At 71.4% G+C, this 14073-nt stretch carries 10 protein-coding genes; 4 read left to right on the top strand and 6 right to left on the bottom strand.

Going from position 1 to position 14073, the window contains the following annotated elements; genetic code table 11:
- Positions 1-22: 22 nt before the first annotated feature.
- Complete coding sequence (locus tag ACFVAJ_RS12570) at positions 23-703, bottom strand: winged helix-turn-helix domain-containing protein (RefSeq protein WP_376944488.1); 681 nt, start codon at positions 701-703, stop codon at positions 23-25.
- Positions 700-1929, bottom strand: coding sequence for a sensor histidine kinase (locus ACFVAJ_RS12565; RefSeq protein ID WP_376944486.1), 1230 nt, complete (start codon positions 1927-1929; stop codon positions 700-702). The genes ACFVAJ_RS12570 and ACFVAJ_RS12565 overlap by 4 nt, the downstream gene beginning before the upstream one ends.
- Before the next feature lie 184 nt (positions 1930-2113).
- Between ACFVAJ_RS12565 and phoU the strand changes: the two genes are divergently transcribed.
- Complete coding sequence (phoU, locus tag ACFVAJ_RS12560; protein WP_376944484.1) at positions 2114-2773, top strand: phosphate signaling complex protein PhoU; 660 nt, start codon at positions 2114-2116, stop codon at positions 2771-2773.
- A 78-nt stretch (positions 2774-2851) separates the two neighbouring features.
- Here phoU and ACFVAJ_RS12555 read toward each other — a convergent pair whose 3' ends face one another.
- Positions 2852-3604, bottom strand: a complete 753-nt coding sequence (locus ACFVAJ_RS12555; protein WP_376944482.1) for a phosphoglyceromutase — start codon at positions 3602-3604, stop codon at positions 2852-2854.
- Positions 3605-3700: 96 nt separating this feature from the next.
- Here ACFVAJ_RS12555 and ACFVAJ_RS12550 point away from each other — a divergent pair, with 96 nt between their 5' ends.
- Entirely contained in the window at positions 3701-4558 is an 858-nt protein-coding gene (locus ACFVAJ_RS12550) for a class I SAM-dependent methyltransferase (RefSeq protein WP_376944480.1), read from the top strand.
- A 204-nt stretch (positions 4559-4762) separates the two neighbouring features.
- Positions 4763-10864, top strand: a complete 6102-nt coding sequence (locus ACFVAJ_RS12545; RefSeq protein WP_376944478.1) for a ThuA domain-containing protein — start codon at positions 4763-4765, stop codon at positions 10862-10864.
- A 166-nt stretch (positions 10865-11030) separates the two neighbouring features.
- Here ACFVAJ_RS12545 and ACFVAJ_RS12540 read toward each other — a convergent pair whose 3' ends face one another.
- The 3 genes from ACFVAJ_RS12540 to ACFVAJ_RS12530 form a co-directional block, all read right to left on the bottom strand.
- Complete coding sequence (locus ACFVAJ_RS12540) at positions 11031-12188, bottom strand: YgfZ/GcvT domain-containing protein (protein WP_376944476.1); 1158 nt, start codon at positions 12186-12188, stop codon at positions 11031-11033.
- Positions 12188-12796 (bottom strand): FABP family protein, encoded by a 609-nt coding sequence (locus ACFVAJ_RS12535; protein WP_376944474.1) that lies wholly within the window; start codon positions 12794-12796, stop codon positions 12188-12190. Before ACFVAJ_RS12535 ends, ACFVAJ_RS12540 begins: the two co-directional genes overlap by 1 nt.
- 175 nt (positions 12797-12971) lie before the next feature.
- Complete coding sequence (locus tag ACFVAJ_RS12530; RefSeq protein ID WP_376944472.1) at positions 12972-13286, bottom strand: hypothetical protein; 315 nt, start codon at positions 13284-13286, stop codon at positions 12972-12974.
- Between the two features lie 76 nt (positions 13287-13362).
- Here ACFVAJ_RS12530 and ACFVAJ_RS12525 point away from each other — a divergent pair, with 76 nt between their 5' ends.
- Positions 13363-14058 carry a DNA-binding response regulator gene (locus ACFVAJ_RS12525; RefSeq protein ID WP_376944470.1) on the top strand — a complete coding sequence of 232 codons (696 nt, stop codon included), beginning with the start codon at positions 13363-13365 and terminating at the stop codon, positions 14056-14058.
- Positions 14059-14073 lie beyond the last annotated feature (15 nt).

Raw genomic sequence — 14073 nt, 5'->3', positions numbered from 1 at the left:
CTGCGCCCCGCGGGCGCCGGCGTCACGCCTCGAATCGGTAGCCGAGACCGCGCACGGTGACGAGCTGCACCGGCTCGGACGGCGCGAGCTCGATCTTCGAGCGGATGCGCTTGATGTGCACGTCGAGCGTCTTCGTGTCGCCGAAGTAGTCGGAGCCCCAGACGCGGTCGATCAGCTGGCCGCGCGTGAGCACCCGGCCGGGGTTGCGCATGAGCAGTTCGAGCAACTCGAATTCCTTCAGCGGCATGGGCACGGGCGCGCCGTCGACCTCGACCGTGTGCCGGTCGACGTCCATCTTGACGCGACCGCCCTCGAGCACGGCCTCGTCGTAGTCCTCGATCTCGGTGCGGCGGCGCAGCACCGCCCGGATGCGTGCGAGCAGCTCGCGCGTCTTGTACGGCTTCGTGACGTAGTCGTCGGCGCCGAGCTCGAGCCCGACGACGATGTCGATCTCCGAGTCCTTGGCCGTGAGCATGATGATCGGCACGGTCGAGCGCGTACGGATCTCGCGGCAGACCTCGGTTCCCGGCAACCCCGGCAGCATGAGGTCGAGCAGCACCAGGTCGGCCCCGTCGCGGTCGAATGCGGCGATCGCCGAGGGGCCGTCGGCGGCGACCTCGATCTCGTAGCCCTCGCGCTCGAGCAGGAAGCTCAGCGGATCGGAGAGGGCGATCTCGTCTTCGACGAGCAGGATGCGGGTCACGTACGGTCTCCTTGTCGGGATGCTGCGAGCTTCGCAGCCGGTCGGGCATCGGCCGGGGCCGACTTCGCCCCGGGGGCGTCGGCCGCGTCGCCGGCGACGGGGGGCGTCTCGGCGAGCGGCAGCTTGATCATGAACGTCGAGCCGCGGCCGGGCTGCGACCACACGCGGACGTCGCCGCCGTGGTTCTGCACCGTGTGCTTCACGATGCTGAGCCCGAGCCCCGAGCCGCCGGTGTTGCGCGAGCGGGCCTGGTCGACCCGGTAGAAGCGCTCGAAGACGCGATCGAGGTCGTCGCTCTCGATGCCGATGCCCTGGTCGGTGACGGCGATCTCGACCTCGTCGCCCTCGACCTTGACGCCGACGCCCACCCGGCCGCCCTCGTTCGAGTACGCGATCGCGTTCGCGACGAGGTTGTGCACCGCGACGATCATGAGCGCGCGATCGCCGTAGACCTGGGCGCCGCTGCCCGCCTTGACGGCGACGTCGACGCGCTTGCCGCCGGCGACGACCCGGTTCTGGTCGACGGCCGCCGCGACGATCTCGTCGACGTCGACGAGCACGTCGGGCCGCAGCGCGTCCCTGGCCTGGAGCCGCGAGAGCTCGATCACCTCGCTCGTGATGTGCGCCAGCCGGCTCGCCTCGACCGACAGCCGGCCCGCGAAGCGGCGGACCTGGTCGGGCTCGTCGGCCGCCTGGTCGAGGGCTTCGGCGAGCAGGCTGACGCTCGCGATCGGCGTCTTCAGCTCGTGGCTGATGTTCGCGACGAAGTCGCGTCGCACCTCGTCGAGGCGGTGCGACTCCGTGCGGTCCTCGGCGAGGAGGAGCACGAAGCGGGTGCCGAGGCGGGCGACGCGCACCCGCAGGCGCAGCGGGGACTCGCCGTACGGCGACCGCGCGACCGTGAGCTCCTCGGCGACGGGGTCGCCCGAGCGCCGCACCGAGGCGACGAGTTCGAGCAGTTCGGGGTGCACGAGCGCCTGCTGGCGCACGAGCCCCATCGCGAGCGCGCCGGGCGAGGCGCGGAGCACGTTGTTCGAGGGGTCGAGGACGACGCCGGCGGACTCCAGCACGTCGAGGACCTGGTCGACGCCGTCGGGGATCGTCGGCGCGACGACCCGCGCCGCGCTCGATCCGCGGCGCTCGGCGACGTGCAGCACGACCATGAATGCGGCGCCGAGGAAGACGCCGAAGGCGAGCGCGGTGAGCACTGCCCACGTGGAGTCCATGGCACCAGACTAACGAGGCGCCAAGCGCCGGAAGGCCGTCTTCCCGCTGTGCGGCGCTACGTTAGGGAGTGTTCAGCATCCCGGCACCTGTTGTTCACCTCCGGCCGGGAGGATGTCCCGGAGCCGGGTCGTCCCGGAGGGTTCGTGCTGTGCGCGCGGACGATGAGAGGCAAGGAATTCGAGCATGCGTGAGGTGTTCCAGCAGGAACTGGCCGAGGTGCAGGAGCGACTCGTGGAGATCGCCGACCTCGTCGCCGTTTCGATCGACAAGGCGACTCGGGCGTTCAACGAATCCGACGTGAGTCTCGCCGAGGAGGTGATCGCCGACGACGACAAGATCGACCAGGCCGCCGTCGAGCTCGACGAGCTCGCGATCACGATCCTCGCGAAGCAGCAGCCGGTCGCGCGCGACCTGCGCATCGTCGTGAGCGCGCTGCGCATCAGCGCCTCGCTCGAGCGCATGGGCGACATGTCGACCCACATCTCGCAGCTCGCCCGCTACCGATTCCCCGACAAGGTCGTGCCGAAGTCGCTGCGCCCGACCTTCTCGGAGATGGGCCGGCTCGACGTCGAGATCGCCCGCAAGCTCGTCGAGCTCCTCCGCACGGAGGACGTGCACCTCGCCGAGGAGATCCGCAACGAGGACGACAAGGTCGATGCGCTGCACCTCTCGGTCTTCGACAAGGTGCTCGGCGAGAAGTGGAAGGGCGAGACCGTCGACACGGTCGACGCGACCCTCGCGAGCCGCTACCACGAGCGCTTCGCGGACCACGCGGTCTCGATCGCGAAGAAGGTCCAGTACCTCGCGACGGGCGACTGGGACCCCGAGAAGTCCGCGCTCTGAGCGCACCCCGGTCGCGGGCCGCGTCCGGGACGACGAAGGGCGGATGCCGTACGGCATCCGCCCTTCTCGTGCTTCGCGCTACTTCTTGCCCTGCGCCGCCACCGCGGCCGCACCGGCCGCCGCCGCCTCGGGGTCGAGGTACTCGCCCGGCTTCGTCGGGCGGAAGTCGTCGTCGAGCTCGTAGACGAGCGGGATGCCGGTCGGGATGTTGAGCTCGGCGATGTCGTCGTCGCCGATGCCGTCGAGGTGCTTCACGAGTGCGCGCAGCGAGTTGCCGTGCGCGGTCACGAGCACCGTCTTGCCGGCGGCGAGGTCGGGGACGATGTCGGACTGCCAGTACGGCAGCATGCGGGCGATCACGTCCTTCAGGCACTCGGTGCGCGGCAGCTCGTCATCGGCGAGGTCCGCGTAGCGGGGATCGCCGACCTGCGAGTACTCGGCGTCGTCGGCGAGGACGGGCGGCGGCACGTCGAACGAGCGTCGCCACAGCTGGAACTGCTCGGGGCCGTACTTCTCGAGCGTCTCGGCCTTGTCGAGCCCCTGGAGCGCGCCGTAGTGGCGCTCGTTGAGGCGCCAGCTGCGACGCACGTCGATCCAGGCGCGGTCGGCGACGTCGAGCGCGATGTTCGCCGTCTGGATCGCGCGCGTGAGCACCGAGGTGTGCAGCACGTCGGGCAGCAGGCCCGAGTCGGCGAGCAGCTCGCCCGCGCGAGCCGCCTCGGTGCGACCGAGCTCGGAGAGCCGGACGTCGACCCAGCCGGTGAACAGGTTCTTCTGGTTCCATTCGCTGTTGCCGTGACGGAGCAGCACGAGGGTGTGAGGCATGCCCACCAGCCTAGCGGCGAGGCATCCGGGCCCCCGCCCGCGTGAAGCCCGATGACCGCCCGGCTGCCGCGAAGGCGGCCGCCGGGCTGCCAGACTTGCAGCATGCCACCGGATGCCTCGCCCCACCCCCGGCGCCTCCGGCCCGGGCAGCGCGTGGGCACCGTCACCCGGGGCACCACGAACACGAACCGGCTGCGCCGGGTCGACCGCTGGATCGCCGCGCATCCCGCCCTGCTGCACGCGCCCGACCCGTTCGTCGTCGACCTGGGCTACGGGGCGAGCGGGGTCACGACGCTCGAACTCGCGTCGCGGCTCGCCCACGTGCGCCCCGACGTCCGCGTGCTCGGCCTCGAGATCGAGCCCGAGCGGGTGCGCGTCGCGCGCGAGCAGCTCGCCGCGGTCCGGGCCGGCGACGCCCACTTCAGCGCCTCGCTCGACGTCGACTTCGCGGTCGGCGGCTTCGAGGTGCCGGTGCCGGGCGGGCGCCGCCCCGCGGTCATCCGCGCGTTCAACGTGCTGCGCCAGTACGACGAGGCCGAGGTCGGCTCGGCGTGGGACCTGATGCGGTCGCGGCTCGCCTCCGGCGGGCTGCTCGTCGAGGGCACCTGCGACGAACTCGGCCGCGTCTCGAGCTGGGTGGGGCTCGGGGCATCCGGACCGCGGACCTTCACCGTGAGCCTGCGCCGCTCGGGCCTCGAACTGCCCTCGATCGTCGCCGAGCGCCTGCCGAAGGCGCTCATCCACCGCAACGTGCCGGGCGAGCGGATCCACCGGCTGCTCGGCGATCTCGACCTGGCGTGGCGGACGCATGCGGCGATGGCCGTCTACGGGCCGTCGCAGCGCTGGATCGCGGCCGTCGCGACGCTCCGCCACGAGGGGTGGCCGATCATCGGCGGGCCGCGACGCAGCCGGCTCGGCGAGCTGACCGTGCCGTGGTCGGCCGTCGCCCCCCTCGACTGAGCGCGGCGGACCCGGCCCCGCGGCGACGGAGCGCAGCCATTCTGCGCACAAATACGCATTACTCAACAGTCCTGATCATTAAGAAGTCGATAGCGTCACATCTTTTGCTTGACCAACGACAAAAGTCCCCCTAGGTTCGGGATCGGACTCGCACACCGTTCGTGATCGCCTGCGTGTCCAGCATTGGAAACCAACGGAGGTCTCATGCTGACGAAGCTGCCACACGTCCTCTCCCGGCTCCTCGCCGGGACACTCGCCTCGATACTCGCCGCCGGCGCGATCGTGGCGACCGCCGCACCAGCACAGGCGCACGACGGCGCGCATGTGCTCATCTTCACCAAGACCACGCAGTACCGGCACACCGACGCGATCGACAAGGGCACGCCCCTGATCACGGCGGCGCTCGAAGCCGAGGACATGGTGGTCACCCACACCGAGGACTCCACGGTCTTCAACGACCAGGCCCTCGCCGAGTACGACGCCGTCATCATGTTCCAGACCTCGGGCGACCCGTGGAACGCCGACCAGAAGGCCGCGCTCGAGCGCTACCAGCAGGCCGGCGGCGGCATCGTCGCGATCCACAACGCCACCGACATGCGCGGCAACTACGCCTGGTGGGACGAGCTCGTCGGCTCGCTCATGCCGGGCCATGCCGCCACCGGCACCGACCCCGGCCAGCCCGGCACCGTGCGCATCGAGGACCACACGCACCCCTCGACCGCGCACTTCGAGGCCGACCGCTGGGACCGCGCCGACGAGTGGTACAACTTCTCGAACAACGTCCGCGGCACCGCGCACGTGCTCGCCACGATGGACGAGTCGACGTACGACGCGGGCGGCAACGCCATGGGCTACGACCACCCGATCTCGTGGTGCAAGCCCTACGACGGCGGCCGTGCCTGGGTGACGGCGATGGGACACTTCGGCTCCCACTTCGAGGAGCCCGACCTGCTCGAGCACATCGTCGGCGGCGTGAAGTACGCCGCGGGCGTCGAAGCCGGCGACTGCGGCGGCACCTCATGGGGCAACTTCGAGAAGGTCGCGCTCGACCAGAACACCTCGGCGCCCTTCGCGATGGACATCGCCGAAGACGGACGGGTCTTCTACACCGAGCTCGTGCGCGGCCAGGTCCGCGTCTGGGACCCGTCGACGAACGCCGTCACGACCGCGCTCGAGCTCGACGTCTACTCGGGCGGTGAGGACGGCCTCCTCGGCATCGCCCTCGACCCCGACTTCACCGAGAACGGGCGCGTCTACCTGTACCGCTCCCCCGACGCACCCGACAACTCCGACCCGTCGAGCTTCTTCAGCCGCGTCTCGCGCTTCACGATGGAGAACGGCGTCATCGACCCGGCCAGCGAGGAGCTCATCATCGAGGTGCCCGCGCGGCGCCTGCCCGACGAGCCCGGCCACACCGGCGGCGGCCTCGACTTCGACGCCCAGGGCAACCTGTACCTCGGCGTCGGCGACGACGTGAACCCGCACTCGGAGCCCTCGGGCGGCTACGCACCGCTCTCGACGCGTCCCGGCACGTTCCACGACGCCCGCGAGACCTCGGCGAACACGAACGACCTCCGCGGCAAGCTGCTGCGGATCACGCCGAAGGCCGACGGCCCCGGCTACACGATCCCGGAGGGCAACCTCTTCCCCGAGGCCGACGACGCGGACGACAAGACGCTGCCCGAGATCTACGCCATGGGCTTCCGCAACCCGTTCCGCTTCTCGATCGACCAGTCGACCGGTGCGATCAGCCTCGCCGACTACTCCCCCGACAACGGCAGCGACGCGCCCACCACGCGCGGCCCCGCCGGCATCGCGGAGTGGAACTACATCACGAGCCCCGGCAACTACGGCTGGCCGCTCTGCATGGGCCAGAACGAGCCGTTCCGCGACGTCGACTACACGACGAACCCCGTCACCGTCGGCGACTACTTCGACTGCGACGCGCCGATCAACGACTCGCCCCGCAACACTGGTCTGACCGAGCTGCCTGCGGCGCGCGGCGCCGACCTCGCGTACGGCTACAAGCGCTCCTCGGTGCCCGGCATCATCCCGCAGGGCGGCGGTCTCGCCCCCATGGGCGGCCCGGTGTACGACTACGACCCCGAGCTCGTGAGCGACACGAAGTTCCCGGCGTCGTACGACGGCAAGCCCTTCTTCTACGAGTGGGCGCGCAACAAGATGTACTCCATCCAGCTCGCAGGCGGCGACCAGGCCCCGGGCGACCAGATCGAGAAGGTGAACGCGTTCCTCCCGCAGGAGCAGTTCCTCGCCCCGATCGACTCGCGCTTCGGTCCCGACGGCTCGCTCTACGTGCTCGACTGGGGCGGCGGCTTCGGCCGTGACAACCCGAACTCGGGGCTCCACCGCATCGACTACATCCAGGGCTCCCGCTCGCCGATCGCGAAGATCTCGATCGACCGCGACTCGGGGCAGGCGCCGCTCGCGGTGGCCTTCGACGGCTCGGGTTCGACCGACCCCGAGAACGCCGCGCTCCAGTTCGCATGGGACTTCGACGGCGACGGCACGACCGACGCGACGACCCCGCAGGCGAGCCACAGCTACGCGTCCGACGGCGTCTACGACGCCCGACTGACCGTCACCGACCCCGACGGCAAGACCGGCACGACCACCGTGCCGATCACCGTGGGCAACACCCGCCCGAGCGTCGGCATCTCGCTGCCGCCGAACGGCGCGTTCTTCGACTTCGGCGACGACCTCAACTGGGCCTCCCAGGTGAGCGACCCCGAGGACGGCACGGTCGACGGCTCGGAGGTCATCATCCAGCCGGCGCTCGGCCACGACGACCACGCGCACCCGCTCACTCCGCTCTCGGGTCTCACCGGCACCACGCCGACGAGCCTCGGCGGCCACGCCCCCGACGAGGACATCTTCTTCGCGATCGACGCCCGGTACACCGACCACGGCGGCGAGGGCGGCGTGAACCCGCTCACGGGCTCGGCGACGACGCTCGTGTTCCCGAAGGTGAAGCAGGCCGAGTTCTTCGACACCTCCTCGCCGGGGGTCTCGGTCGCCGCGAGCCGCGACGTCGGCGGCGCCGAGGGCGACCGCATGGTCGTCGCCCGCGACGGCGACTGGGTGAACTACGACCCGGTCAGCTTCCACCGCATCGACCGTCTCGCGCTGCGGGTGTCCGCGGTCGCCGACGGCACGAGCATCGAACTGCGCAAGGGCGCGGTCGACGGCGAGCTCCTCGCCACCGCCGACGTCCCGGCCACCGGTTCGACCCGGTTCGCGGACGTCGCGCTCGACGTGAGCGCGTTCTCCGGCGACTCGATGAACCTGTTCCTCGTGTTCCGGGGCGGAGAGGTGAAGCTGAACTTCCTCGAGGCGATCGGCCGTGGCTCGTCCCCGACCGCGGCCCCCGAGGTCGCGATCACCTCGCCCGAGCAGGGCGTCCAGCTGGAGCCCGGTCAGGACGTCACGGTCGAGGCCGCGGCGAGCGACGAGTTCAACACCGACGGTTCGGTCGAGGCGGTCGAGTTCTTCGTCGACGGCGAGTCGATCGGCACCGACACCGAGGCTCCGTACACGGCCGAGTGGGCGTCGCCCGAGGAGGGGCTCTACGAGCTCACCGCGGTCGCGACGAACGCAGCGGGCAAGTCGAAGACCTCGCGCGTCGTGCTCTCGCAGGTCGGCGAGCTGTTCGGCGACCTCGTGCCCTTCACGAACGCCGACGGCCTCTTCGAGCGCATCGGCTCGGGCAAGTTCCGCATCACCGGCGCGGGCGACAACACCTGGCAGGGGGTCGACGAGTACTCGACGCTGTACGCTCCGGCGGGCGGCGACGAGGACTGGGAGGCCGTCGTCAAGGTCGACGCCCAGCAGAACACGAACGGTTCGGCCAAGGCCGGCATCATCGTGCGCAACGACCTCACGCAGCCCGGCAGCTCGCCCGGCTACGCGATGGTCGGCATCCGTCCGAACAACGGCGTCGAGTTCCTCGCGGACCCCGACGGCAACGGCCAGCTGAACACCTCGGTCGCCGGCGGCACGACGAGCTACCCCACCTGGGTGAAGCTCAAGCGCTCGGGCACCGAGTACACGGCCTACTTCTCGAAGAACGGCACGAGCTGGACCCAGGTGGGCGGTGCGGTGACCCTTGCGGATGCCGCGAGCACGCAGGACGTCGGCATGTTCATGGTCGCGCACTCGGGTTCGGCGGGTGCCGTCGACTTCTCGGAGTTCGCGATCGACACCGACCCCAAGGGGCCCGAGCCCGAGCAGCCGCTCGAGCCGCTCATGTGCACGGGCGCACCGTTCTCCGATGAGTTCGACGCCCCGGCGCTCGCACCGTCGTGGACGGTCCGTTCCGGCACGGTGCCGGTCACGCAGTCGGGTGGTGCGGTGACGCTCCCGGTGACGGCGGGCGACATCAACGAGGCGTCGACCGGTCCGGTCAGCTTCATCGGCAAGCCCACCCCCGCCGGGGCGTGGGAGGCGACGACGAAGCTCGACCTCGCGCACACCTCGCACTGGCAGTGGGCGGGCCTCGTGCTCCACGGCAGCGATGACGAGTACAACAAGCTCGCCTTCGTCCGCAGCCAGAACGGCAGCCGGTTCATCGAGTTCCAGAGCGAGACGGCCGGTTCGCGCTCGACGGCGGCGTCGCCGACGCTCCCGGCCGACTTCCCGAGCACGATCCACCTGAAGCTGACGAGCGACGGCAGCGTGCTGAAGGGCGCGTACTCGGCCGACGGCCAGACCTGGACGGCCCTGGCCGGCCAGCTCCAGCAGAAGCCGAACGCACGCCTCGGCGTGATGGCCGCGGGCGACCTCGGCACCACGCCGACGGTCGCGAAGGTCGACTGGCTGCGCGTCACGCCCGACGCCGACACGCGCACCCCGGTGACCCCGGGCGACGCGTTCGACGGCGCGGCGCTCGACGGCTGCCGCTGGGCGCAGAGCGTGCGCTACGACTCGAACCACCTCGAGGTCGCCGACGGCCACCTCAAGATCGAGACGCAGCCGGGCGACATCAACGGGTCGAACCCCGTGTCGCCGCGCAACTTCATCCTCACCGAGGCGCCCGCGGGCGACTGGGTGGCGACCACGAAGTTCAAGGCGCCGCTGAAGCACCGCTACCAGCTGGCGGGCCTCATGATGTGGGCCGACGACGACAACTACGTCAAGGCCGACATCGTCGCGTACAACAACCCGGGCAGCGCGCTCGACCTCCGGGCCGAGCTCGCCGGCGAGAAGAGCGCGTCGGGCATCGGAAGCCGCAACCTCAACATCGCCGACTCGAGCGAGAGCGGGTACTGGTACCTGCGCGTGACGAAGTCGGGGTCGAGCTACTCGGCCGAGGTGAGCGACGGCGGCGTCAACTGGACGTCGATCGGCCAGCCGATCACGTTCGACCTCCCGCTGAAGGGCGTCGGCCTCATGGCCATCGGCCCCCAGCAGGAGGAGTCGACCGTCGTCGAGTTCGACTCGTTCGAGCTCGAGGTGCCGATCGTCGACGTCACGGCCCCGACGACCGAGCTCGCCCTGAGCCCGGCCGAGCCCGACGGCGCCGAGGGCTGGTACACGGCCGCTCCGAGCTTCTCGCTCGAGGCGGGCGACGGCGACGGCACCGGCGTGGCCTCGACCGAGTACGCGATCGGCGACGGCGCGTGGACCGCGTACACCGAGCCGGTCGAGGTGACCGGCGAGGGCGAGACCACGGTGGGCTACCGCTCGACGGACGAGGCGGGCAACGTCGAGGAGGCGCGCTCGGTGAGCGTCCGGCTCGACACCGTCGCCCCGGTCACCACGGCCACGGTCGAGGAGATCGTCCGCGGCGCGGTGTTCACCCTCGCAGGGGTCGACGACACCTCGGGCGTCGCCGGCACCGAGGTCCGGGTCGACGGCGGCGACTGGGTCGCCTACGCCGAACCGGTCACGGTGACCGGGGCGGGCGAGCACACGGTCGAGTACCGCTCGACCGACGTCGCCGGCAACGCCGAGGAGGCCCAGACCGCCGAGATCACGATCGACGAGCCGCTGCCCGTCGAGCTCGGGGTCACGGCGACCGCGGCGCCCCAGTGCGGCGCCGGCTCCGCGCAGCTCGCGGTGTACGCCGCGAACACCGGCAACGTGGCATCCGACGTCGTCATCACGACGCCGTGGGGCACCCACGAGATCGCCGATGTCGCCGCGGGCTCGGCCGTCTACCACCTGTTCGACACGGAGACGAAGAAGCTCAAGAAGGGCAGCATCACGGTCGCGGTCCGGCACCACGACGGCGAGCGCGAGCACCTGAAGGAGGTCAAGGTCGCCTACGCCAAGATGAACTGCAAGTAGTCTCAGGCGGACGATGCCCCGGAGCCCTCGGGCTCCGGGGCATCGTCGTGTCCGGGGCGGGCGCGGCGGGCGGATGTCGCGCGGCCGGCGCCGGGCGCGCCGAAGCGCGGCGCGTGGGCACGACGCAGCGGACCCGGCGTCGACCGGCGGGGCCGGCTGACGGCGGCTAGGGCTTGCGCACTCCGAGGCGCGGCAGGCGCGGCACCTCGACGGCGGCGCCGGCCCCCGCCGGCACGATCTCGACCTGGGCCGCCGCAACGTCGATGCCGTGGCTCAGCACGATGAGGGGCAGCTCGGCGGGCACGGCGCGCTTCACCACGGCGAGCGCGATCGGCCCGAGCTCGTGGTGCATGGCGCTCGACGTGATGCGCCCGACCACCTTGCGCTCGGGCGACTCGCCCTCGGCGGGTTCGGGGCGCACCTTCTCGCCGACGACCTCGTCGCCGGGAGCGGGTAGCACGGTGTCGCTGCCGTCGAGGTGGAGCAGCACGAGCCGTCGCGGCGGTCGGCCGAGGTTCAGCACCTTCGCCACCGTCTCCTGGCCCTTGTAGCAGCCCTTGCCGAGGTCGACCGCGCTGCGCAGCCAGTCGAGCTCGTGCGGGATCGTCTTCTCGTCGACCTCGCTCGCGAGGCGCGGGCGCCATGCGGCGATGCGCAGCGCGTCGAGCGCGAGTGCGCCCGCGACCTGGGCGCGACCGGCCGCGACCGCGTCGGCGGCGTCGGCGAGCGCCGCGCGCGGAACGATGCGTTCGATGAGGCGCCAGTCGGATGCCGGGTGGCCGGCCTGCTCGGCGTACTGGTGCGCGCCGGGCCGGGGCGCGGCCCACGGGTCGATCCAGTCGAGCGCGACCCCCGCGGGGGCGTACGCGGCGACGGCGGCGTCGAGCGCGGCCTGCGACATCGCGGCGAGCACCGCCGTCTCGGCGCTGCGGTCGGCGACCTCGACGCGCAGCATGAACCGCATGCGGTCGAGCCAGGCCGCGAGCGACGCGGCCTCGTCGCCCTCGACGACGAGCCAGACGGTCTCGCCGTCGTCGACGGCGTGCACGGCGTGCTCGATGTGCCCGGCCGCATCGAGGAGCAGTGCCTCGATGCCCTCGCCCGGCGAGAGCCGGTCGAAGGACTGGCTCGCCATCGAGTGCAGCCAGCTCAGGCGGTCGGGGCCGGTCACCGTGACGACGCCGCGGTCGGAGAGGTCGACGATCGCCTCGCCGCGCTCGAGGCGGCGTTGTTCGACCATGGGGTTGCCGTAGTGACCGGCGACGGCCGGCGAGGACTCGGCCGGCACGGCGCCGGGGAGCGCGAGCAGCGGCGATGTTGTCATCAGTCGACCTTGCCGAGGCGGGCCGAGGCGTGGGTGCGCAGGTCCTGGCCGAGGGCCGCGATGTCCCACGCCCAGAGCAGGTGCCCCTCGACGAGCCCGTAGAGGCGGGTCGCCGCCGAGTACGGCTTCGCGCCGGCCGCGCGCATGACGGCGTCGGTGGCGAGGTCGATACGGGGGCCCTTCACCTGGCCGAGGTAGAGCTCGCTGACGCCGCCGGGGTGCACGATCGACACCTCGAGGTCGAACCCGCCGTCGGCGTTGCGCAGGGCCTCGACCGAGTCGGCGTCGGGAAACCGCGTCTCGCCGACCGCGGGCAGCAGCGCCGGCCCCGGGTCGCCCTCGCCCTGCGCACGGGCGAGGCGCCAGTAGCCGGTCTCGGTCGCGAGCGGGGTGGGCTCACCGCCTTCTTCGGCGGGGAAGAGCCACGTGTACGAGGTGTAGTTCAGGTGGGGCAGCCCGTCGTGGCTGAAGCTCACCCGCTGCCCGAACTCGTGCGTGACCGATTCGTCGCCGACCGCGTAGTCGATCACCCCGGAGCCCTCCCAGACTCCGAGGAGCCAGGAGAGCGGGACGAGCTCGGCCGGAAGGTCGACGGGCAGCTCGATCATCGCCACGCCTTCACCAGCGCCTAGCGCTGACCCTTGAAGAGCTTGTAGACGACGACCCCGCTGATCCACGCGATCGCGAGGCTCGCGAGGCCGAGCAGGCCGATGAAGAGGAGTTCGAGGGCGAGCAGCTCAGACATACTGCGAGTCTATCCGCTGCCCGCGGGGCTCGGGCGCGTCAGCCCGTCGCGAGCGGTGCGAGCAGCAGCGCGGCGAGCGCGACCACGACGACGGCCCCGCCGATCGACGCCGACACCCGCCCGACGAAGCCCTCGGGCCGGCGGGTGGCCAGCTGCACGACGAGCGTGCCGATCACCGCGGCGGCGAGCACGACGCCGAGCGCACCGTAGAGCCCGAGCCACGAGTCATCCCCGAACCAGGTGCCCTGACCCGAGAGAGCGAGGCCGCCGACGATCGCGGACCCCGCGATCGCGATCGCCCAGATGAGCACCACGCTCGCCCACCCGAAGCGCGTCCCGGACTGCTCGACCATGTCTCCCCGTTCGTGTCGCGGGACAGCGGCGGCCGTCCCGTAGTATTGACCGCACCTTACTACTGGAGGGTGTGGCGTGGCGCAGCTGCTGATCTTGACGCCGACGGCCAACGACGACGTTCTCCCGGCGCTCGCACTGCTGACCCATCGGGTCAGGGTGATCCCCGCGTCGCCCGAGCAACTCGTCCGGGCACCCGACGCCGACCTCGTGCTGCTCGACGCCCGCACCAATCTCGCTGGCGCCAAGGCGCTCTCCCAGATCCTGAAGACGACGGGGCTCTCGGCGCCGCTCGTGCTCGTCGTCACCGAGGGCGGCCTCGCCGCGGTCACGCCCGACTGGGGCGTCGACGACGTCGTGCTCGAGGGCGCCGGCCCCGCCGAGATCGACGCGCGCATCCGCCTCGCGATCGGACGCGCGCAGACCTCGCAGCCGAGCGAACGCATCCAGACGTCGGGCGTCGTCATCGACGAGGCGAGCTACTCGGCCAAGGTGCACGGCAAGCCGCTCGACCTCACCTACAAGGAGTTCGAGCTGCTGCGCTTCCTCGCAGCGCATCCGTCGCGCGTGTTCACCCGCGAGCAGCTGCTCAGCGAGGTGTGGGGGTACGACTACTTCGGCGGCACCCGCACGGTCGACGTGCACGTGCGGCGGCTGCGGGCGAAGCTCGGAGACCTCGAGTCGCTCATCGGCACGGTGCGCAACGTCGGGTACCGCTTCAACGTCCACGAGGACGACGAGGGCGCGGGCGCGGCGCCCGTCACGGCCCGCTGACGAACGCAGCCCCGC

This window comes from Agromyces sp. NPDC057679, from assembly GCF_042799635.1.
Classification (GTDB): domain Bacteria; phylum Actinomycetota; class Actinomycetes; order Actinomycetales; family Microbacteriaceae; genus Agromyces.
This window is presented reverse-complemented; position numbering and strand designations above follow the sequence as displayed.

Coding starts and splice junctions, on each gene's coding strand:
- ACFVAJ_RS12530 (WP_376944472.1), bottom strand. CDS start 13,286: ATGGTCGAGCAGTCCGGGACGCGCTTCGGGTGGGCGAGCGTGGTGCTC.
- ACFVAJ_RS12535 (WP_376944474.1), bottom strand. CDS start 12,796: ATGATCGAGCTGCCCGTCGACCTTCCGGCCGAGCTCGTCCCGCTCTCC.
- ACFVAJ_RS12540 (WP_376944476.1), bottom strand. CDS start 12,188: ATGACAACATCGCCGCTGCTCGCGCTCCCCGGCGCCGTGCCGGCCGAG.
- ACFVAJ_RS12550 (WP_376944480.1), top strand. CDS start 3,701: ATGCCACCGGATGCCTCGCCCCACCCCCGGCGCCTCCGGCCCGGGCAG.
- phoU (WP_376944484.1), top strand. CDS start 2,114: ATGCGTGAGGTGTTCCAGCAGGAACTGGCCGAGGTGCAGGAGCGACTC.
- ACFVAJ_RS12565 (WP_376944486.1), bottom strand. CDS start 1,929: ATGGACTCCACGTGGGCAGTGCTCACCGCGCTCGCCTTCGGCGTCTTC.
- ACFVAJ_RS12545 (WP_376944478.1), top strand. CDS start 4,763: ATGCTGACGAAGCTGCCACACGTCCTCTCCCGGCTCCTCGCCGGGACA.